At 36.1% G+C, this 22,710-nt stretch carries 16 protein-coding genes; 14 read left to right on the top strand and 2 right to left on the bottom strand.

Annotated features, from left to right (window positions below):
• Positions 1-14: 14 nt before the first annotated feature.
• A complete protein-coding gene (locus J2772_RS06330) occupies positions 15-488 on the bottom strand; it encodes a DUF962 domain-containing protein (protein WP_209914554.1) in 474 nt (157 codons plus the stop codon).
• Between the two features lie 73 nt (positions 489-561).
• On the opposite strand from J2772_RS06330, the gene J2772_RS06335 reads away from it, so the two are divergent.
• From J2772_RS06335 to J2772_RS06365, 7 genes are all read left to right on the top strand, one after another.
• Complete coding sequence (locus tag J2772_RS06335; RefSeq protein WP_209914557.1) at positions 562-1,407, top strand: helix-turn-helix domain-containing protein; 846 nt, start codon at positions 562-564, stop codon at positions 1,405-1,407.
• A gap of 89 nt (positions 1,408-1,496) precedes the next feature.
• Complete coding sequence (locus J2772_RS06340) at positions 1,497-2,807, top strand: TolC family protein (protein ID WP_209914560.1); 1,311 nt, start codon at positions 1,497-1,499, stop codon at positions 2,805-2,807.
• 23 nt (positions 2,808-2,830) lie between these two features.
• Positions 2,831-3,943 (top strand): HlyD family secretion protein, encoded by a 1,113-nt coding sequence (locus J2772_RS06345; RefSeq protein WP_209914563.1) that lies wholly within the window; start codon positions 2,831-2,833, stop codon positions 3,941-3,943.
• Between the two features lie 111 nt (positions 3,944-4,054).
• Entirely contained in the window at positions 4,055-5,647 is a 1,593-nt protein-coding gene (locus J2772_RS06350; protein ID WP_209914566.1) for an MFS transporter, read from the top strand.
• A gap of 306 nt (positions 5,648-5,953) precedes the next feature.
• Positions 5,954-8,167 (top strand): TonB-dependent receptor, encoded by a 2,214-nt coding sequence (locus tag J2772_RS06355; protein WP_209914569.1) that lies wholly within the window; start codon positions 5,954-5,956, stop codon positions 8,165-8,167.
• A 108-nt stretch (positions 8,168-8,275) separates the two neighbouring features.
• Entirely contained in the window at positions 8,276-9,085 is an 810-nt protein-coding gene (locus tag J2772_RS06360) for a siderophore-interacting protein (RefSeq protein WP_209914572.1), read from the top strand.
• A gap of 164 nt (positions 9,086-9,249) precedes the next feature.
• Complete coding sequence (locus tag J2772_RS06365) at positions 9,250-9,960, top strand: class I SAM-dependent methyltransferase (protein ID WP_209914575.1); 711 nt, start codon at positions 9,250-9,252, stop codon at positions 9,958-9,960.
• A 199-nt stretch (positions 9,961-10,159) separates the two neighbouring features.
• On the opposite strand, the gene metG is transcribed toward J2772_RS06365, so the two are convergent.
• Positions 10,160-12,196, bottom strand: a complete 2,037-nt coding sequence (gene metG / locus J2772_RS06370; protein ID WP_209914577.1) for a methionine--tRNA ligase — start codon at positions 12,194-12,196, stop codon at positions 10,160-10,162.
• 335 nt (positions 12,197-12,531) lie between these two features.
• Between metG and J2772_RS06375 the strand changes: the two genes are divergently transcribed.
• The 7 genes from J2772_RS06375 to J2772_RS06405 all read left to right on the top strand — a co-directional run bounded on the left by J2772_RS06375 (position 12,532) and on the right by J2772_RS06405 (position 22,707).
• Positions 12,532-15,288, top strand: coding sequence for a SusC/RagA family TonB-linked outer membrane protein (locus tag J2772_RS06375; RefSeq protein ID WP_209914580.1), 2,757 nt, complete (start codon positions 12,532-12,534; stop codon positions 15,286-15,288).
• Positions 15,289-15,299: 11 nt separating this feature from the next.
• On the top strand, positions 15,300-16,901 hold the full coding sequence (locus tag J2772_RS06380) for a RagB/SusD family nutrient uptake outer membrane protein (protein ID WP_209914582.1): 1,602 nt from the start codon (positions 15,300-15,302) through the stop codon (positions 16,899-16,901).
• A gap of 21 nt (positions 16,902-16,922) precedes the next feature.
• Positions 16,923-18,029, top strand: coding sequence for a SusE domain-containing protein (locus J2772_RS06385; protein WP_209914585.1), 1,107 nt, complete (start codon positions 16,923-16,925; stop codon positions 18,027-18,029).
• An 81-nt stretch (positions 18,030-18,110) separates the two neighbouring features.
• Positions 18,111-20,264 carry a glycoside hydrolase family 97 protein gene (locus J2772_RS06390; RefSeq protein ID WP_209914588.1) on the top strand — a complete coding sequence of 718 codons (2,154 nt, stop codon included), beginning with the start codon at positions 18,111-18,113 and terminating at the stop codon, positions 20,262-20,264.
• An 86-nt stretch (positions 20,265-20,350) separates the two neighbouring features.
• A complete protein-coding gene (locus tag J2772_RS06395; protein WP_123860153.1) occupies positions 20,351-20,569 on the top strand; it encodes a hypothetical protein in 219 nt (72 codons plus the stop codon).
• Between the two features lie 63 nt (positions 20,570-20,632).
• Positions 20,633-21,877 (top strand): radical SAM protein, encoded by a 1,245-nt coding sequence (locus J2772_RS06400; protein ID WP_262899058.1) that lies wholly within the window; start codon positions 20,633-20,635, stop codon positions 21,875-21,877.
• Positions 21,874-22,707, top strand: a complete 834-nt coding sequence (locus J2772_RS06405) for a hypothetical protein (protein WP_209914594.1) — start codon at positions 21,874-21,876, stop codon at positions 22,705-22,707. Before J2772_RS06400 ends, J2772_RS06405 begins: the two co-directional genes overlap by 4 nt.
• Positions 22,708-22,710 lie beyond the last annotated feature (3 nt).

Below are 22,710 nucleotides of genomic sequence, written 5' to 3' on the forward strand. Positions count from 1 at the left end.
CAATATTGTTATAATTAATATCTGATTCCGGTTTTTTTCAGAATAAAACCTAACAGCCAGATGGGTCCGATCAGTAGAAACTGAATATCCTTCAGGAAAGATGGTTTTTTCCCTTCAATCTTATGCCCGATAAACTGAAAGATCCATGTAACAATAAAAACACTGAGATAAAGCATCCAGGATTTTTTACCAAGGCTAATATTGGTAAGATAAATACAATGTTCTGCCAAAAGCATAATCAAAATCATGGTAATCCCAATTAATAAAGATAACCTTAGATAATACAGACTAATCAGAATAATGGCAACTAAGCTTACAATACTGATACATCCAAGATAGGAAATACAGAAATGGGGCGAAGGAATCAAAGAAATAAACCCTAGAATAGAACAAAAGATTAAAGGCACACAAAACCAGTGAATGAACTTGTTAGTCGCATTTCTATGGCTTTTGCTATATTCTGCAAATAATAAATCAACCTTTCTCATACTGACAGGAATTGGATTAATGCTAAAATAATAAAATTTTGTAATCAGTGATAAGTTTGCTTACATTTGTGTTATGTCTGCCTTAGAAAAGTTCGGAGTTGAAATTTTTACGCAAAAAAATATTTTCGAGAGAATTGCTGTTGATAAGCCTTTCCGTCCCGATAATCCGGCTTTTATTTTTATTAAATCAGGTACTATAAAACTTCGCCAACACTTCAGTGATCTTGAGGTTTCTGCCAATATGTTTATGGTAACCGATCCCCAAACCATCTATGAAGTGATATCAGTAACTGACGATTTTCAGTCCAGAATGGTTTCTTATAAGAGAGAATTTATTTCTGCTTTATCGTTAAAGTTCAACAGACTGATTACGTATCGATATTTCAGACAGCAGATGAATAAAGGAGTTCCTTTTCCTGAAAATGAAATGGAAGTGGTCTGGAAAAGTGTCAATTTTCTGAAATATATTTTGGATTCTGAAACGGATATGCTGTATAAAAAAGAAATGGTAGAGCATCTCTTCTCTGTTTTCTGTTATCAGATGGCTGGAATCATATCTAAGGAAGATACTAATTCTATGAACCAGATGTCCAGGCAGGAAGAAATAGTCTTTGTATTTCTTACAGACCTTTCCGAATATCATCTTACAGAAAGAACAGTAGAGTTCTATGCCGAAAGACAATCCATTACAACCAGACATCTTTCTTCGGTAGTCAAAGAAGTAACAGGAAAAACAGCAAGCCATATCATAGCTTTAATTGTTATGAATGAAGCCAAAGTACTCCTGAACTCTTCCAATAAACCTGTTTCAGAGGTATCGTCTATCCTTGGTTTCAGTGATCAGTACGCGTTTTCACACTTTTTTAAAAAACATATGGAAGTGAGCCCTAGGCAGTACAGACATCAGTTTGAAAACTAAAATCCTACATTTGAACATCTTTTTCCAAATATCAAACATTTGATTGATTTTGTTGTTGTCCTAACTTTGCATCTGTAAAACAAGGTAAAATGACAAAGAAAATAAAAACAGCACTATCAGTTCTGATAGCAGCTTTTCCTGCGCTGTTTTTTTCGCAACAGGTTAAACAGCTGACCGCAGGTGAGATTGCTGAACTGGCAGTTCAGAATCATCAGCAGTTGAAAGTTTCAGCTCAGAATATTGATATTGCCAAACAGAATATCAATGTGGCTAAGCTTCAGAAACTTCCAACAATTACGGCTTCTACAAGCCAATTCTATTTGGGAGATGCCGTAGCCATTGATAAAGATTTTTCAAATTCTACAAAGGTTCCGATGCCTCATTACGGAAGTTCGTATGCGGTTCAGGCAACACAGTTGATCTTCAAAGGAGGATTGGTGAATAAATCCATTGAAATGGCCGGGCTTCGTGAACAGCTTTCCGAACTGGATCTGGAGAAAAATAAGCAGGATGTGAAATTTTTAGTGATTTCCAATTATCTGGATGTCTATAAGATCATCAATCAGCAAGAGGTTTTTCAGAATAACAAAAAGTTAGCTCAGGAACGTCTTAAAAATATCCAGAAGTTCTATCAGCAGGGAATGGTGACCAGAAACGAGGTGATTCGTGGTGAGCTAGCTCTTAAAAACCTGGATCAGGGAATTCTGACACTTTCAAACAATAGAAAAATCCTTAATTATAATTTAAATATTGCATTGGGTTTATCTTCTGACACAGAAATTGTTCCTACTGAAAATCTGGAGAACAAAGAATCTGGAATCGGGATGGATTATTATATGAATCTTGCTCATGACAGCAATCCAGTGTTGAAATCAGCACAGAAAAATATTGCAGTAGCCGATAAGAATATTGAAATTATAAAAACCGATAATATGCCTACTCTGGCAGGATTTGGTGGCTATACTTTACAAAGACCAATTACTACGAGAAACCCTGTTTTGGATATGTATTCAGGAGGTTGGCAGACAGGAGTTTCTCTTAGTTACAATATTGATACCCTGTATAAAACAAAGGAAAAAGTAAAATTAGGGGAACTGCAGAAAAATCAGGCGAATGATGCCATGACTTTGGTACAGCAGAATGTAGATATGGGCGTGAATGCAGCATATACCAAATATCAGGAAGCTATTCAGCAGGCAGACATTCTTAATGATTCTAAAAGGCTTGCGGAGGAAAACTACAAAATTACCGAAGCCAAATACCTGAATCAATTGGCTGTACAGGCGGAAATGATTGATGCCCAGAACCAGAAACTACAGTCAGAACTGGATTATGCCAATGCAGAGATTAATGTTTTGTATCAATATTATAACCTTTTGAAAGCTACAGGAACACTTTAATTTTTTAAACTGAAATCAACACAATGGAAAACAAGGAACAAACTACTCAAAATACTGCACCAACTCCCGCAAGACCAGCGGCAGATAGCAAAAAAAAGCAGAACAAGAAAAATAAAATCAGAGCGATTATTTCCAATATCATCGTTTTTCTGGTAATCGGATTCGGATTATTCTGGTTGATCCGTGAATACTTCCACATCGGAAACAAAACTTATACGGAAGCGGCTCAGGTAGAAGAATTCATTAACCCGATCAATACGAGGGTTTCTGCTTATATTAAAGAAATTAAATTTATTGAACACCAAAGAGTAAAAAAAGGAGATACATTGGTTATTTTGGATGAACGTGAAATCCTTACCCAATTAGGACAGGCTGAAGCGGCTTATCAAAATGCTATGGCTCAAAAAACAGCAACAAGTTCTTCCGTAAACACAGTTTCCAACAACATCAATGTAATGGAATCTAATATTGCCGGAGCAAAAGCAAGACTTTGGAATGCTGAACAAAACCTGAACAGATACAAAAACCTTTTATCTGCGGAAGCAGTAACAAGACAACAATACGATCAGGTGAAAACAGAATATGATGCTCAAAAGGCAGCTTATGAAACGTTGGTAAATCAGAAACAATCTGCAAACCTTTCCACTACAGAAGTGAAAAGTAAATTAGGGATCAATGATGCAGAGATCAAAAGAACAAAATCTGCGCTGGACATGGCCAGAATCAATCTTTCTTATACTGTGATTACTGCCCCTTACGATGGAGTGATGGGAAGAAGAACGATTTCTGAAGGACAGTTGATTCAACCGGGTCAGCAAGTGGCAACCATCGTATTGAACGGTCAGAAATGGGTAACAGCTAATTTCCTTGAAAGCCAGATGCCGAATATTAAAGTGGGAGAGAAGATGACAATGACGGCAGATGCTTTGGGTGGAAAACAGTTTGAAGGAGTGGTAACTGCGGTTTCTGCAGCTACAGGATCAAGATATTCAAGTGTACCAACCGATAACTCAACGGGTAACTTTATTAAAGTACAGCAGAGAATTCCTGTAAGAATCGAGTTCACGGCTTCCAATAAAAAAGAAGACCTTGAGAAGCTGAGTGCAGGGATGAATATGAATGTGAACATTAATTAAGACTAAATGATGGAAGATATCAGATTTCAGACATTATGCAGCATGGAAAGCTAAGGTTGAATGTTTAGAAAGTCTGTTCTCTGATATCTGAAATCTATCATCTAAAAAAATATGTACAACAAAGGATTATATAGTGACTGGGTACCCAAACCCGTACAGCTTCTGCTGATTGTATTGCTGCTTGCCGTAGTAATGCCGATTGGTGGGGTGTATACAGGAAACATCAGTTATCTGGTGAGTGGTACCGGAGCTATGACAGAATATTTTATGTGGGCGAATTATGCAACCACTATTGGAATGGGAGCTTGTATGCCTGTTGTCCTCAGAATCAAAATGAGGTTCAAAGTAAGAGATAAAATGGTGCTGCTACTGGTTCTTTTAGGATTACTGAGCTATATCAACGGAACTACTTTACAGCCTATGATCTTCGTGTTTTCAGCCTTATTGATTGGATTTATGAAGATGATGGTAACTATAGAACTCTTCCTGCCATTGATGGTAATGATTGGGAACAGAGGAATTTTTTATGGAGCATTCTATACATTTGTTCTCGTGATGAATCAGGTGGCAGTGTATTACTCAGCAGAGTTTGCTCTTCTTTATAACTGGCAGCAGTTTTATATTTTTACAGCAGTTTTATGCTTTATATTAGCATTGATACACTGGATTTTCATGCATAACAAATACTTTGCTCTGAAAGTTCCATTGCATTATATCGACTGGCTGAGTATCCTGCTTTTCATTTCAACGTTTATGTTTTCGGCTTATGTGTATGCATTCGGAAGACAGCAGGACTGGTTGAATTCGAAGAATATTATTAATGCAAGTATTGCAGCCTTTGTGAGTTTTGCATTGCTTTCCATTCGTCAGTTAACCTTAAAGAGACCTTATCTTTCATTCAAAATTTTTACAAAAAGTAATGTGCAGAACGGTTTATTTATGCTGTTTTGGCTGGGAATGTTCTTAGGAACGGCTTCTCTTCAGAATACTTTTGCTGTAGGAGTTTTGGGATATGACCCATTGACTAATGCCAAGCTGAGTATGATGATGATTCCCGGAATCATTGTAGCCGGAGTAATTGCTATATTTTGGTTTAAAAAAGAAAAACCATTGAAAATGTATATTTTTTCAGGGTTTGCAGGGATGATAGGATATGCAATCATTATGTACTTTTCCATGGTACTGGAATTCAGCTATGATAATTGGTATCTGCCTATGTTCTTAAAAGGCTATGGAATGTGTTCTCTGTTTATCTCTGTATGGTTCTATACTCTGGATAAGCTTGAAATGGATGAAATGCTTGCAGCTATCGGATTGGTATTGGTTTGGAGAACATTTTTAGCGGTAGGTATTTTTTCAACCTTGTATTCTTGGTTACAATACCGTTTTCAGGTTACAGCAGTAGGAGATCTGGCTGTTTATATGGATGGAATGACGGTAACTCCGCAGAATGTGATGGCTAATATGAAAGCCATTCAGCTTAATGCTATTTTGATAGCAACCAAAAAGATATTCGGATTTATTATTCTTATTGGTTTTGGAGTCTTGATTTATGTAATCACACACCATTTTGGAGCCAAAAGATTTCAATACTTCAGATTTGTCAGAGTTCTTGGCGGTAAATCTGTTATTGCAAGAAGAAGACTTCGTGAACGCAAAAAATTATTAGAAGAAATAAAAGACGCAGCAGGGCCTGCGATGTAAAGATACCTTGTTTTTCACAGTAAGATCCTGGTCCTTAGTTGGGCTGGGATCTTATGATTTTTAGGAAGGAAGCTGGTGGCTGGAAGTGGGAAGTTATGATAGACGGTTTATAACTGTTACCCTTTTAATAACCTTTATCCCAAAAGAAGTTATTACAACTTTTAGAGGTTCTGGGTTTACAGATAACTTCCATCTTCCATCTTCCAACCTTTACACCAAAAAAGAGAAAAATTTCACCCTTTCTTATTTTTATTGTTTCTAAATAAAAATTATCTTTGTGGGATTATAAAACTTTGATTTGAAGGAATGAAAAAGCATTATGCATTCATAGGTCTGTTAGCATCGGGATTGATGTTTTCCCAAAATGTTAAAGACTCTGTAACCTCTAAAGGAATAGAAGATGTTGTGATTGTAGCATCCAGAAAACCTACCAAAATTTCTGAAATTCCCGGTACCGTTTGGGTCGTTCAGAAAGAAAAAATTCAGGAACAGGCTAAAAGTGGAGTTCCGATTAAGGAAATGTTATCCATTTTAATTCCAAGTATGGATATCGGGCCACAAGGAAGAACCAATTACGGACAGAACATGAGAGGACGTTCTGCTCTGGTAATGATAGATGGGGTTTCTCTGAACAGTATCCGGGCAATCAGCCGCCAGTTGGATGCCATTGATCCATTTAATATTGAAAGAATAGAGGTGCTTTCCGGAGCAAGTTCTATTTATGGAGGAAATGCAACCGGTGGTATCATCAATATCATTACAAAAATACCATCGAAAAAAGGAATCAGCGGAGAAACTGAATTGGGAATACGTACAGGATTTATGGGCAAAGATGACCATGATTTCCGTGCAGCTCAGTCTATTGCAGGAAAGGGAGAAAAGTTTTTCGGAAGGCTGGGAGTTGCCTATCAGCAAAATGGTGGAGTGTATGGGGCAGATCAGAAACAGCTGTTTACAGACATTACCCAAACCGATCTTCAGTACAATCAATCTATTGACATCTTGGCGACCGGAGGGTATCAGTTTAACAATAAGCATAAAATAACGGCTTCCCTTCAATATTATAACTCCAAATTTAATGGAGACAGAAGCTTGTATTTAGGTGAAAACTTAGGTGCTTTTATCAAGAAAGACGGGAATTTACTGGAAATGAGAGATGGTTTTTCTTCCGATAAAAATGTGGGTACAGAACGCTATATGGCAACAGTAGCCTATAATGGAAACGGAATTCTTGGAGGACAGGATCTGTATATTCAGTTAGCCACGAGAGGTGAAAAGTTAGGATTTTATCCTTTTCCTGGAAATGTAGCTCTGGCAAATAAAAAAACTGCAGCTTATATGTCTTCATCTCAACAGGACACCTATTATTCAGGGATAAAGGCACTATTATCAAAATCATGGAAAGGATTGAACGTTACCTATGGAGCTGATATAGATTTTGAAAAGTTTGAAGGAACCCAATCAGTATATGATATTACAAAAACAATGTCCAGTGGTGGATTAATCAACGAGACTCAATACAGGCTTGGAAGATATCCTACTAACCACTCACAAAGTTATGCAGGATATGTTCAGGCAAAATATAATATCATTCCTAAACTACAGCTTAATGCAGGAGTACGTTACCAGCACATTAATGTAAAAATGGATGATTTTGTAGGTTCTGAACAGCAAACACAGATTGCCATGGGATATGGAACTTCTGCTTCTGCTATTCCGGGAGGAGAAAGCTCTTATAACGTAACATTAGCGAATGCCGGATTACTCTATAAAATCAATGAGAAGCACCAGGTCTGGGGAACATTCTCTCAAGGGGCAAGTTTAGCAGATCCTGCTAAATTCTACGGAATTGGGAAATATACCCTGAATGGAACGAATTGGGATGTCATTTCAAGTATCAATGTAAAAGATCAGCCTTTACAAGCCATCAAAACCAATCAGTTTGAAGTGGGGTATCGTATTAATAAAGGGGGATTGAGAGCACAGATTGCCGGGTTCTTAAGTAATTCTGACAAGACAGTAGCTGTAGATAAAAAAACATTCCAGATTCTTGTTAACGATTTGAAATTAAGAAATATGGGAATTGAAGCAGAGATTTCCTATTCCATGAATAATGGAGTTTATTTCGGAGCAAGCGGATTATTAATAAAATCTGAGGTCGACAACAAAGGAGAATGGCAGAAACAGGAAATTTATAATGCATCACCATCCAAATTGGTAACCTATATTGGATATAATGTAAAGAACTGGTCATTTAGATTCCAATCATTACAGAATTTCAAGCAGAAGGATGAACTTAAGAATGTTGTTGAAGGATACAATACATCAGACCTTATGATAGGTTACCGATTCCAGTTTGGAAAATTCAACCTTGGAATTCAGAACCTGTTCAATACAGATTATCAGACCATCTGGAGCAAGCGTTCCCAGGTTTTATATTCAAGCTACGGAATTCCGGACCTGTTTAATTATAAAGGAAGAGGCAGAACATTTAACCTGTCTTATACTTTTGAATTTTAAAAAATAAGATTAGGGTAATAATGCCTTAGTCTGAATCAAATAATTTCTACAAATCCGGTTTCTGATATTGATTGGAAGCCGGATTTTAACTTAAAAATTAATTCAGTTATGGCTCAAATTTCAACAGGGCAATTCATTGCCGAAGTCACACGAAAAGAATACATCACCGATCATTTTATCAGAGTGTATCTGTATTCTCCGGAAGTTCATTTGTTTAAAAATACTACTGTTGGGGATAATAATAAGATTGCGATTCCTCCGGTTGGATTAAACGAAGTTCATTTTCCGACTATAGAAAATGATGAATGGGTATATCCGCCAAAAGAAGTGGCTCCATCTATCAGAACTTACACACACAGAGGAATTGATCTGGAAAAGAATGAAGTGTTCATTGATTTTGTGGATCATGGAGACGGAGGTCCGGCCTCAAAATGGGTAAGAGATGCAGAAGCAGGATCAAAACTTGGTGTAATGATGCGTCTGGATGGAAAAGAGTTATATCCTGAAGCAGAATGGTATTTATTGGCAGGTGATGCTACCGCAATTCCTGTTTTGAGTGCTATTTTAGAAACTCTTCCTGAAACAGCAAAAGGAATCTGTATTATTGAAGTTCATGGAAAAGAAGATGAACAGATATTGGAAACCAAAGCAGATATTGAATTTAAATGGCTTCATAATTCCAATCCTCAAATCAGCAGCGAAATTGCTGATGTGGTAAAGAATATTGATATTCCTGAAGCTTCAAAATTCGGGTATGTAGCTTGTGAATTCTCCAGCGTTAAAGAAATACGTACTTACCTTCGAAAAGAAAAAAACTGGACTTCAAAAGAGCTCTATGCATTTTCTTACTGGAAAGCAGGGAAAGCAGAAAACGAGTCACAGGCAGACAGACACGAAGAAAAGGAATCAATAGTATAAGAGAAGATAGGGGAGATGAATAGATGATAGACGGATAGATAATAGACGAGGAAAGAAAACTTAGAGTTTTAAATTTGAGACCATTGAATGAAGAACAACTTTAAACCTTGAACTTTGAGCCTTGCGCTTTGAACTTTACTGCTTGAAGCCGTATCTTTGCCGCTATGAAAGATTTAATGGGCCAAGCCATCTGGGATTATTATCATGATGAAAATCCTGAAGACCTGCAGACGGAAACGTCAATTTCTGAATTGGATGAACTTCCTGTAGATTATTTGTTCAGGGATTTTGAAGATATGAATGATATTGAGCAGAAAGCATTGCAGCTATCTAAAGGGAAAGTTTTGGATATTGGAGCCGGAGCCGGTTCACATGCTTTATATCTTCAGAATGAAGCTGATTTTGATGTTACAGCTTTGGATATTTCTCCAAAATCAATTGAAGTTTGTCAATTAAGAGGAGTTGAGAAGGCTGTTTGCAAGAATATTCTTGATTTTTCAGGAGAAACATTCGATACTGTTTTGTTATTGATGAATGGTACCGGAATCTTTGAAGGATTATCTAAAATTGATATTTATCTTCAGAAACTGGGAACTTTACTGAATGAAGGCGGACAGATTCTGATTGACAGTACAGATATTCTTTATATGTTTGACCGTGATAAAGATGGTGGAGTCTATATTCCTGCCGGTGGGTATTACGGAGAACTGGAATATGTTATTCACTATAAAGGACAATCTGAAAAACCGATCACATGGCTTTATCTTGATTTCAATACTTTGAAAAATGCTGCTGAAAATAATGGATTTACAGTAGAAAAAGTATTGCAGGATGAAGATTCTTACTTGGCAAAACTGACTAAAACACAAGCATAAAGTTTGTCGAATCTCAGTACCATTTATAAAAGCATAATCTAGATTCCTACGGAATGACAAAAAATAAAAATTTAATCCTGAAATTATGTTTCAGGGTCTTTTTATTATAAAGTTAGAATAAAAAAATAAGACTGGTGATTCCTATAAAAAAGGCTGCTTCAAAATGAAACAGCCTTTAATTTTTATATTTAGATATTAATTATCCAATCTCAATACCGTTTTCAACATTGCTGTCATCCGGCGTTACGAAAGATAATTTACCATCCGGTTTAGTTGTTAATAGCAACATTCCCTGAGATTCAATGCCTCTGATTTTTCTCGGAGCAAGGTTTAATAAGATCATTACCTGCTTACCAATTATTTCTTCAGGGGTAAAGCTTTCTGCAATACCTGAAACTACAGTTCTTACATCTACTCCTGTATCTACAGTAAGTTTCAGTAATTTATCAGCTTTTTCTACTTTTTCAGCTTCTAAAATGGTAGCTGTTCTAAGATCTATTTTAGTAAAATCATCAAAAGTGATTTCTTCTTTCATTGGATTGGCGTTAGGGTTTGTTTTCTTATTGTTTTGTTTGGTGTCTTCCAGCTTTTGAACTTGAGCTTCAATTACATTGTCTTCAATTTTTGAGAATAGAAGAGAAGACTCATTGATCTTATGACCTGTTTCAATTAAAACAGATTGCGTTTCAACCTCACTCCAGCTTTTCTTTTCAACATTGAACATATTCAATAGCTTTTCAGAACTGAAAGGCATGAATGGTTCACATAACTGAGCTAAACCAACGGCAATCTGAGCTCCCACAAATAGAGACTGAGCTGCTTTCTCTGGATTATCCTTGATGGTTTTCCAAGGCTCTTCATTCTGAAGATACTGGTTTCCGAATCTTGCAAGGTTCATTAAAGCAGATAAAGCATTTCTAAATTCATAGTTATCCAGGAATCCTGAAATTTCTGCTGCTGCTTTATTGATCTCTTTTAATTCCGGACTGTTTACGTCTCCCTGAGGAACAACTCCGTCGTAATATTTATGAATAAGAACAGCAACTCTGTTGATGAAGTTTCCGAAGATTCCAACCAATTCAGAATTGTTCTTTGTCTGGAAATCCTTCCATGTAAAGTTATTATCCTTAGTTTCAGGAGCTGAGGAAAGAAGAGCATATCTTAAAACATCCTGTTGTCCCGGGAAATCTTCTACATATTCGTGTGCCCAAACCGCCCAATTTCTTGATGTTGAGATTTTATCATTCTCAAGGTTCAGGAATTCAAAAGCAGGAACGTTTTTAGGCATAATATAATCTCCGTGTGCCTTCATCATTGCTGGGAAGATAATACAATGGAATACAATATTATCCTTTCCGATAAAGTGTACCAGATCACTGCCTTCACTTTGCCAGTAATCTTTCCAGTCTTTTCCGTTTTTCTCAGCCCATTCTTTCGTGAAAGAAATATATCCAATTGGAGCATCAAACCAAACATAAAGAACTTTTCCTTCTGCATCCGGAAGGGGAACAGGAACGCCCCAGTTCAGATCTCTGGTCATGGCACGTGGCTTCAATCCGTCGTTTAACCATGATTTAACCTGACCGTATACGTTAGGTTTCCAGTCATCTTTATGACCTTCAATAATCCATTCGTTTAAGAAATCTTCGTATTCATTAAGTGGCAGATACCAGTTCTTTGTATCTTTAAGAATAGGAACGTTTCCGCTAAGCATTGATTTCGGGTTGATCAGTTCAGATGGAGAAAGGGTAGAACCACATTTCTCACACTGGTCACCGTAAGCATTCTCATTGCCACAGTTCGGGCAAGTTCCTACAATATAACGGTCAGCCAAGAATTCTCCTGCCTGCTCATCAAAATACTGTTCAGAAACTTCTTCCGTAAATTTCCCTTTTTCATAAAGAACTTTGAAGAAATCCTGGCTGGTTTCATAATGCTTTGGAGAAGTCGTTCTTGAATATTCATCAAATGAAATTCCCAGATCAGCAAAAGATTTTTTAATAATCCCGTGATATTTGTCAACGATATCCTGAGGAGTAACTCCCTCTTTTTTAGCTCTTATGGTAATAGGAATACCGTGTTCATCCGAACCACAGATAAACGCTACATCTTTTCCTAATCTTCTCTGAAATCTTGCGTAAACATCCGCAGGAATATAAACACCTGCCAAATGTCCTATATGAACAGGGCCGTTTGCATAAGGCAAAGCTGCCGTAATCATCTTTCTGTTTGACATTTATAGTAAAGTTTTGACTGCAAAGATAAGGATTATCTCTTGAATACCGCTCTTTGTGGAGTTATTATGATGAATCTTGCCGTTTTTCAGAGTTCAATATGAAATTAAGTTAAACAAATGTTTAACTTTTTGTTAAACTAAAACAAATGTTATGCATCGCATACTATCGTGTAATAAATTGAACCGTATAATTTTAACTAAAAACGGTTTCGTAATATACATAATTTTATCATAATTTATATTAAAATTATAATAATTCTAATTTTTTTTTAAATTGCAAGACTGGCTACAAGCCGGATTTAAGACTGAAAAAACGAAACTATAAAAATAAAATTGTGAAAAATTTTACAACGGTATTAAAGATAGCACCTGCATTTTTACTGGCAAGTACAGTAATGCAGGCGCAGATTAAAGACTCTGCCACCAAAGAGAAGAAAATCGAGGAGGTAGTCTTGATTGGATATGGTAAACAGAAGAAGTCGGATCTTACAGGTTCTATTACTTCTGTAACAGCCAAAGATTTTAACGGTGGAGCAACGTCTGCAGGACAGCTTATCCAGGGTAAGACACCCGGGGTACAGATTACCAATAACAGTGGTGCTCCCGGTTCAGGAACTGCTATAAGAATTAGAGGTACAGCATCTTTAAATGGAAATAATGCTCCATTAATTGTAATTGATGGTGTGCCACAGGACTTTGTAGGGGTAAACGGAGCTTCTGATCCTTTATCATTAATAAATCCTAGTGATATAGAATCTTTTGACATTCTAAAAGATGCTTCAGCTACTGCAATCTACGGTAACAGAGCAACAAATGGGGTTATCTTAATTACGACTAAGAAAGGATCTGCAGGAAGATTTAAAGTAAATTTCTCTACAGTAACTTCTGTTTCTACCAAAATGAGTAATGTAAATGTTTTGGATGGTGATCAGTTCAGGGATTTTGTGAATGCAAATGCATCTGCTGCCTATAGAGCTAAATTAGGAACAGCTAACACGAACTGGCAGAATCTTATCTATCAGGCTGCCTGGGGAACAGATAATAACGTGTCTTTCTCAGGAGGTGTTAAAGGGCTACCATACCGTTTGTCATTAGGGTATAATGAACAAAATGGTATTGTAAAAACGAATTCATTTAAAAGAACTTCAATTGGATTAAACTTGAACCCTAAGTTTTTTGATAATCACCTTTCTGTAAACGTTAACGCAAAAGGAACCTTTACAGATAATAGATTTGTAGACGCAGGAGTAATTAGAGCGGCTACTTACTTTGATCCTACGCAGTCAGTATATTCCGGAAACTCCAAATTTGGTGGTTATTATGAATGGCTGGATGCAGGTGCTCCTAATGGATTTAATGTGAATGCTACATCAAATCCATTGGGAATGCTGAATGGTATCCGTGATGTTTCTTCCGTATGGAGGGGACTTGGAAACATTCAATTAGATTATAAGTTTCATTTTCTTCCAGATCTACATTTTAATGTAAATGCAGGATATGATTATACAAAAAGTGACGGCCAAAAATCTGTTAGTCCTATTTTCAGACCAGGAATAAATGATATGGGAAGTTCCAGATTATATAGTATGGAAAAGAAGAATAAGTTATTGGAAACTTATTTTAACTATCTTAAGAAAATTACCGCCATCAATACAAGTGTAGATCTTACAGCAGGGTATTCTTATCAGGATTTCCTTACGGTTATACCAGGAGAAACTAATTATAAAGGAAATGCAGCAACTCAGGTTAACAGAGATTTTGAAACAAGAAATACATTACTTTCTTTTTATGGAAGAGCTATTTTTACGATTGCTGATAAGTATGTAATTTCCGGATCCATGAGAAGAGATGGTTCTTCAAGATTCTTTAATGGAACCAGAGATAATGTTTGGGGTAACTTCCCTGGGGTATCTGTAGCCTGGAAATTAAATGAAGAAAGCTTTATTAAAGATATTTCAGCCATCAGTAATTTGAAAATTAGAGCGGGTTGGGGGAAAACAGGTCAACAGGAACTTCCTGGATTGGATGGGAACAGACCTAATAACTATCCTGCTTATGCTTCATACGCTGGAAGTAATCCGGGAGCTTATTATGAATTAGGTAGCCAATATTATTATATGTTCCGTCCTACCAATTATAACCCTAACTTAACTTGGGAGACAACTACCACTAAAAACATTGGGGTGGATTTCGGTTTTGCTAAAAATAGAATTACAGGTTCCATTGATTTATTCAGAAAAGATACAAAAGACCTTTTGGTATACGTGAATACACCTGCCGGAGGAGTGAGTAATGCGAACTGGATGAATGTTGGAAACATGAAAAATGAAGGGATAGAAGGAAGTGTTACTTTCGTGCCTATTAAAACTGAAAAAACAACCTGGGAAGTAAGCTTTAATGCAACCCATTATAAACCAGTTGTTACAAACCTTTTACAGAGAGCAGACGCGTCTTTTAATATTGCTGTTGGCGGTATAGAAGGAGGAGCAGGAAATATGATTCAGGCTCATGCAGTAGGACAGGCACCAAACTCTTTCTGGGTGTTCCAACAGGTATATGATGCGAATGGTAAGCCTGTTGATGGAGCCTATGTAGACAGAAATGGAGACGGGAAAATAGATACTGGTGATAAGTATTATTACAAATCTACCACTCCAGATGCATTATTAGGATTCTCAACAAAACTTAATTATAAAAACTGGGATTTTGGATTAAGTGCAAGAGCTGTATTAGGAAATTATGTGTATAACAATGCGGCATCAAACAGTTCATTACAGTCTGCATCTACCAATGAATATCTTCAGAATGTCTTTTATACTGCGCCAGAATATGCTCTAAAAGATTCCAACAGATATTTTTCTGATATATATGTAGAAAATGCTTCTTTCTTTAGATTAGATAATCTGAATGTCGGATATAATTTCGGAAATATTTTTAATAAAAACAGTAATCTGAAAGTATATGCAATGGCACAAAATGTTTTTGTAATCACTAAATATAAAGGGGTTGACCCTGAGGTGTTTGGTGGTATTGATAATGGATATTATCAAATGCCTAGAATTTATTCCTTAGGACTTAATTTTCAATTTTAAACTAGAAAGAAATGAAGAAATCAAATATAAAAATCAAAAGTTTAGTAATAACAGCAGCTGTAGCTATGTTGTTTTCTACAACTTCCTGTATAAAAGATCTTGAAAGAGAACCTATGACTGATGTTACAGCAGATGTTGTCTTTAAGGATTTTGGAAATTATCAGAATGTATTAGCTAAATTATATGGAGGACTGGCCATGGGTGGCCAAGTATCAGGAGACGGAGGGAATTATCCGGATAGTGATATAAGTGGGATCAATGGCGGATTTTCACAGTATACAAGATTGATGTATACATTAAATGTTGTTTCTACAGATGAAGCGGTAATTGGTTGGAATGACGGGAATTTACATACTATTCATAAGATGACATGGGATTCTTCTAACGAATTCATCACTGCAATGTACTATAGAATCTATACAGAGATAGGACTTTGTAATGAGTTTTTGAGAAATGTAACTGATGAGAAGCTTGCACAGAATGGTATTACAGGAAGCAACCTTACTGAAGCTAAATATATGAGAGCGGAAGCTCGTTTCCTAAGAGCACAGTCTTATTATCATGCCTTGGATATGTTTGGAAATGTACCTTTTGCAAAAGAAGATTATCTTCCAGGAGCAGTGGACGGACCTCCAAGAATAGAAAGAGCAGCTTTATTTAATTTCGTAGAACAGGAATTGTTGGCCAGTGCGAATGACATGAAGGAAGCAAAAACAAGTGTGTATGGACGAGCTGACAAAGCCGCTGCATGGGCTTTATTAGCAAGGCTTTATCTTAACGCAGGGGTTTATACGGGAACGCAAAGAAATAATGACTGTATCACGTACTGTAATAAAGTAATAGGGGCAGGATATACCTTGAAATCTGATTATAAATCACTGTTCCTTGCAGATAATGATCAAAACAATCCGGAAGCTATTCTAACGGTTAATTTTGATGGTATTAATACACAGACAAACGGAGGAACAACTTATTTGGTTCATGCTGCAATAGGAGGTTCAATGAAAGCTTCTGACTTTGGGGTTAATGGGGGTTGGAGTGGTCTTAGAACCACTAAATCATTTGTTGAAAAATTCCCGGCTAATGGTGCGGATAAAAGAGGAAACTTTTATACAGACGGACAAAATCTGGAAATTAATGATTTAGGATCATTCAATGATGGATATGCATTCATTAAGTATAAAAACGTTAAAAGCAACGGATCTGCTGGATCTAATACAAACTGGGTTGAAGCAGATATTCCATTGTATCGTTTAGCAGATATTTACTTGATGTATGCCGAAGCAACTCTTAGGGGTGGAAACGGAAATATGACGACTGCTGTAGAATATGTAAATCAGCTGAGACAAAGAGCTTATGGAAACGGAAGTGGGAATGTTTCATCTATTAATTTAGACTTTATATTAGATGAAAGATCAAGAGAATTATCCTGGGAAATGACAAGGAGATCAGATCTTATCAGATTTGGGAAGTTTACATCCGGAGACTATTTATGGCCTTGGAAGGGAAATGTGAAAGGTGGAAAAGCGGTTGAAAGCTATAGGAATCTTTTCCCTATTCCGGCTAAAGATATCATCGCGAATCCTAATTTAATTCAAAATCCAGGTTATTAATTCTAAAAACGTCTATTTAAAATGAAAAATATATTTAAAATAGTAAGTATGGTTTTCATAGGATTGTTAGTGATTTCCTGTGAAAAAGATGAAGATCAGGCCGTGCTTCAGCAAACAAAAAACTCTGCTTTGGCTGCAGATGCAAAAACTCTGGTTCTTCTCAGAGATAATGAAGCAGATAAAGCGGTTAAATTTGATTGGACGAACCCACAATATAATATTTCTGTTGTCTATAATAATTCATTGGAATTTGCAAAGAAAGATACAGGATTTAAAGATGTTAAAAGTGTAGATGTTAACGCAAAAGATCTATCTACAACTTATAGTGTTAAAGAGTTCAATAAAATAATGAATGATGCGGGCTTTTTGCCTGAAAAAGTAGTGGATGTTGATGTTAGAATGAAAACATCTGTGGGTAACGCAGTGTTTTATTCTAATGTAATTTCTATGACTGTCACACCCTACCTTGCTGAATATCCACCATTTTATTTAGTAGGAGAAGCTTCTGCAGTGGGATGGAATGCTGGAAGTGCGCAGTTGCTTTATAAAGATGAGAATATCTCTACAATCTATACCTATCTGGAGAAAGGAAAAGCGTTCAGATTTTTAGGACAACAAGCTTGGGATCCTACTAATTATAGCTTGGATGCAGCAGGAATAAAAGATGGTAATAAATATTTCAAAACATGGTCCACAAACTTATCAGCAGCAGATGCTGAAAATATTAAATTTAATGGAGAGTCTGGGATTTACAAAATTGTTGTTGATTCAGAGCCAGTGAAGAAAACCCTTACTATTTCATCTTCTTCAATTAGTCTTTGGAATCCTACAAACTTATATTTAGTAGGATCCGTTAATGGTTGGAATATTGGAGGTGCTATCCCAATGACAAATTTAGGCGATGGTAAATTTGAACATATTATTGCTCTTTCAGCGGGAAGCCAATTGAAATTCGTAGGCCAGCAGAGCTGGGGAGAACTTGAATGGGGAGACCTTAAAGCTGATAGCAATACAGGGTATTTGGCTCCTAAAGGGAGTAATGGTAATATCAAGTTTGATGGGACAGGAGGAAACTATAAAATCATTGTAGATTTAAAATTAGGAGTGTACTCTATAAAGCCATTATAAAACATTAAGTTTAATTATAAAAGCAAAGTGCTGCTTTACCGCAGCACTTTATCTATTTTTTTAAGTTAATAAATAGTCATTATGAAGAAAATTACAGTTGGAGCACTCTTGCTCTCAATGATGTTTACAGGTGTGAAAGCACAATCTTTAAAATCGCCGGACGGTAAATTTGAAATGAATTTCCAGTTAAAAGATGGAGTTCCTTTCTATAATCTGAAATACAATGGTGCGGTGGTAGTTGAAGATTCAAAATTGGGATTGAGATTATTTAAAGACACAGCCATAAAATTTGCTTCTGAAATAGCCAAACCAGAAGATGCAAAATACGACCTTAACAACGGTTTTGCGAAGGTAGATGAAAAAAGAGACTCTAAAAACGAAACCTGGCAGCCGGTTCTTGGAGAAAAGAAAAATTATATCAACAACTACAATGAATTAGCGGTGACGTTAAATCAGGCTTCTACAGACAGAAGTATTGTAGTAAAATTCAGACTTTTCAATGATGGTCTTGGATTCAGATATGAATTTCCACAACAGAAAAATCTTAATTATTTCGTGATCAGAGAAGAAGATTCTGAAATTGATTTCCCAACCGATATGAAGGCTTGGTGGATGGTAGCAGATTATGATTCTCAGGAATATCAGTATCAGGAAACAAAAGTTTCCGAAATTCCTGCAAAATGGGACAAAGCATTTGATGCCAATGCTTCTCAGAGCTTGGTGAAAAATGCAGTTCAGTCTCCATTGATGCTTAAGAAAGAGGGAAAATCACCTTTATACATCAACGTTGCAGAAGCGGCAGTATTGGATTATCCGGTTTCACATCTTGAAGTAGATGCTCAGAACTTTAAGTTCAAAACACACTTAACGGCAGACAGACAAGGAGCAAAAGGGTATATCCAGACTCCATCAGTAACTCCTTGGAGAACGATTATCGTGGCGCCAAAAGCTGAAGAGGTAATGGATTCCAAAATGATCTTTAACCTGAACGAGCCTACAAAATATACGGATACCTCTTACATTCACCCTACAAAATACATGGGTGTTTGGTGGGAAATGATTATCGGAAAATCTCAGTGGGCGTATTCTACCGCTGAAAATGTTCATTTGGGTAAAACAGACTTTGCGAAGTTAACTCCAAACGGAAAACATGCAGCAAACAATACGAAAGTTAAAGAATATATCGACTTTGCTGCGGAAAACGGATTCCAGGGATTACTGATCGAAGGATGGAATATTGGCTGGGAAGACTGGTTCGGACATTCTAAAGAGTTTGTTTTTGATTTCATCACTCCTTACCCGGATTTCGATATCAAAATGCTGAACGATTATGCTCATTCAAAAGGAATTAAACTGATCATGCACCACGAAACTTCAGGTTCTGCTACGAACTATGAGAGATGGGCGGATAAAGCTTTCCAAACGATGAATAAATATGGTTATGATGCTGTAAAAACCGGATATGTAGGAGATATTATACCAAGAGGAGAGCATCATTATTCTCAATGGACCATCAACCATTATTATAGGATTGCTGAAAAAGCAAACGACTATAAAATTATGGTGAACTCTCATGAATCTGTACGTCCTACCGGAGAAAGCCGTACCTATCCGAACTATATTTCTGCAGAAGCAGCGCGTGGAACAGAGTATGAAGCATTCGGAGGAAACAAGCCGGATCACCAGACAGTACTTCCGTTTACAAGATGGATGGGAGGATCTATGGATTACACACCGGGAATTTTCCAGACGAAATTAGACTATTATTTCCCTGGAGATACACGTTTTGTAAAAACTACATTGGCCAAACAGCTTGCATTATATGTAACAATGTATATGCCGCTTCAGATGGCTGCAGACCTTCCTGAGAACTATAAAAAGCATATGGATGCGTTCCAGTTCATCAAAGATGTAGCTGCTGATTGGGATGATACGAAAATCTTATCTGCAGAACCGGGAGATTATGTAATCACTGCCAGAAAAGCAAAAGGTACAGAAAACTGGTTTGTAGGAGGAATTACGGATGAAAACAAACGTGAATACACGGTAGATTTCTCATTCCTGGATAAAGGTCAAACCTATGAAGCAACCATCTATGAAGATGGAAAAGATGCTGATTATATCAATAATCCTCAGAGTTATCATATTTATAACAAAACAATCACAAGCAAATCAAAAATTAATTTTAAAATGGCTAGAAGTGGTGGTTTTGCAATAACAATCAAAAAAAAGTAATTATTTTGTAAAAGTTTTATTTTTCGTTTGATAAAATATCTATATTTGGAGAATTATTATAATTTATTAACCAAAACTATTTTATCATGAAAAAGAAACTAAAAATTACCAGTAACTTAGAGCAAAAGAACATCCTTAAAAAAGCAATGCAGTCTTCTGAAAATGTAGATTTGTATAAATCTATTTTCGGTGGCGGAAATACTGTTATCATCTCACCTGATAACTGTAGCGTAACAGCCAGATCAGGAGCGTCTGCTGCCTATAACAGAGCTGATCAATTCTTATTAGCTACCACTAAGCTATAATTACTAAATTAAAATGTATAGTTCTTCGCTATGGCGGAGAACTATTTTTTTATTCTATAGGATATGATTACATCTTTTGTATTAAAGGTTGCAAGTAGATGCAATCTCAACTGTTCGTATTGTTACATGTATAATTTGGGTGATAAAACGTATTTGAAGCAGCCTAAATTCATGTCAATTGATACTATAAAAGTTTTTGCTGCTAAACTTAATGAATATTGTCTGGATAATAATTTGAATAATATACAGATTGTTTTTCATGGAGGAGAGCCCTTATTAATATCCAAAGAGTTTTATCGTGAATCTATCAGAATTTTCACGGAAATACTTCCCGATAATTACTTTGATTTTGTGATCCAGACCAATGGTGTTGGGTTAGATGACGAGTGGTATCAACTCTTTAATGAATTGGATATCAGGGTGGGGATCAGTATAGATGGTCCCAAAGAATATCATGATAAATACCGTGTTTTTCACAATGGAAAAGGTTCTTATGATGAGGTAAAGGAGGCCATTGTCTTGGGACAAAATTATGGACTTAATGGGGTTTTGTCTGTCATAAATATTAAAATTCCTCCTCAGGAATTGTATAATGAAGTGAAGAATCTTAACGTAAAAGGTCTTAATATTCTTCTGCCGGATGGTCATTTTGATCAGCTTCCTGATGGGATGGAAAAGGAATTGGTTAATACGAAAAATTATACCCCCTATGCTGATTGGCTCATAGAGTTATTCAAGATCTGGAAAAATGATAAAGACAGGATGAGTGTCAGATTTTTTAAAACACTTATTGATCTGATTGTGGGTGAGGATGAAGGCGATCAGATTTTAGGTAAAAACATCAATGGAGTTGCTGTACTGGAAACCAATGGTAATTTAGAAGTAGCAGACTTTATAAGAGCTTGCTATGAAGGCATCACCAGAAATAATATTAATATTCATACCCATGCTATTGGTGATGTTTCTAAAGATAGGCTTTTTGATGTTTATATGAATGCTCATTCAATGGTATCGCAGAAATGCCTCAACTGTTCCATTTATGATTTTTGTGGAGGCGGATTTTTAGGCAATCGTTATTCTAATGAAAGAGGTTTTGATAATCCTACTATTTATTGTCATGACATGATTAAACTTATTACCTATATTCAGAATGATATTATAGATGGAATTCCAAAAGAGGCCCAAGAGGAAATGGAATTGTCTAAAGTTTCTTATGATGATATAGTTAATGAGCTGGAATTTGAAACTGAAGAAATTATGATTGAAACTGAAGTTAAAGAGAAATTAATGCATTATCGTTTAGCATGAATCTAAAGAAAGGAATGTATTTGGCTGGTGATTCTTGCTCTAACTGGAAAAATCAGCTTAAAATCAATAAAGGAGTAGTGGCCGAAAAAATCGTCAATACAGGAATTGAGTATTTTGATAATGCCTATTTACCCGATGATAAATGGCGGGATCTTACTGAATCTGAATACAAAATTCTTTCTTATTCAGAGAAAGGAAATAAAATGTTCAATACCTTAGGGTTGGGCGAGATACCTGATGAATTGAAAACCTTGTTTAAAGCAATAAAGCTGGAGGAGTGCAAGACTCTTTTTGATGTGCAGCCTAAGTTTCAGGAAGATGAACAACTTACATTAAAGCTTAATAAAGTTTTAAATCAATTTCTTAATCAAAAATCTGATACTCAGAAATACAATTTTCATCGCATTACAAGATGTCTTCCGGATATGCATACTACTACTTTTCATCTCCATAATAGGGAGCATATAAAGTATACAGGTTTGCATATAGACCAGAGTACAAAGTTTACTCCCAATACAGCGTATAAATCGGACAATAGGATTTCAATCAATATTAGCGAAGAATCCAGATATCTGTATTTTGTAAACTTAACATTGAAGCAAATTTACACAGATGTTAAGAAGCATTATCAGGATATTGCTGTTACCTCAGATAATATTGTAGAATTATTTTTCTCTCTGTATCCGGATTATCCGATAATCAGAATAGAAGTAAAACCTTATCAATATTATATTGCTCCTACAGATAATTTCATTCATGACGGAAGTACGCTGGGGAACAAGAAGTTTGATATAACCATGGTATTTGTGGGAGAATTTAATAATTACTAATCA

Source organism: Chryseobacterium jejuense, assembly GCF_017877355.1.
GTDB classification, from domain to species: domain Bacteria; phylum Bacteroidota; class Bacteroidia; order Flavobacteriales; family Weeksellaceae; genus Chryseobacterium; species Chryseobacterium jejuense_A.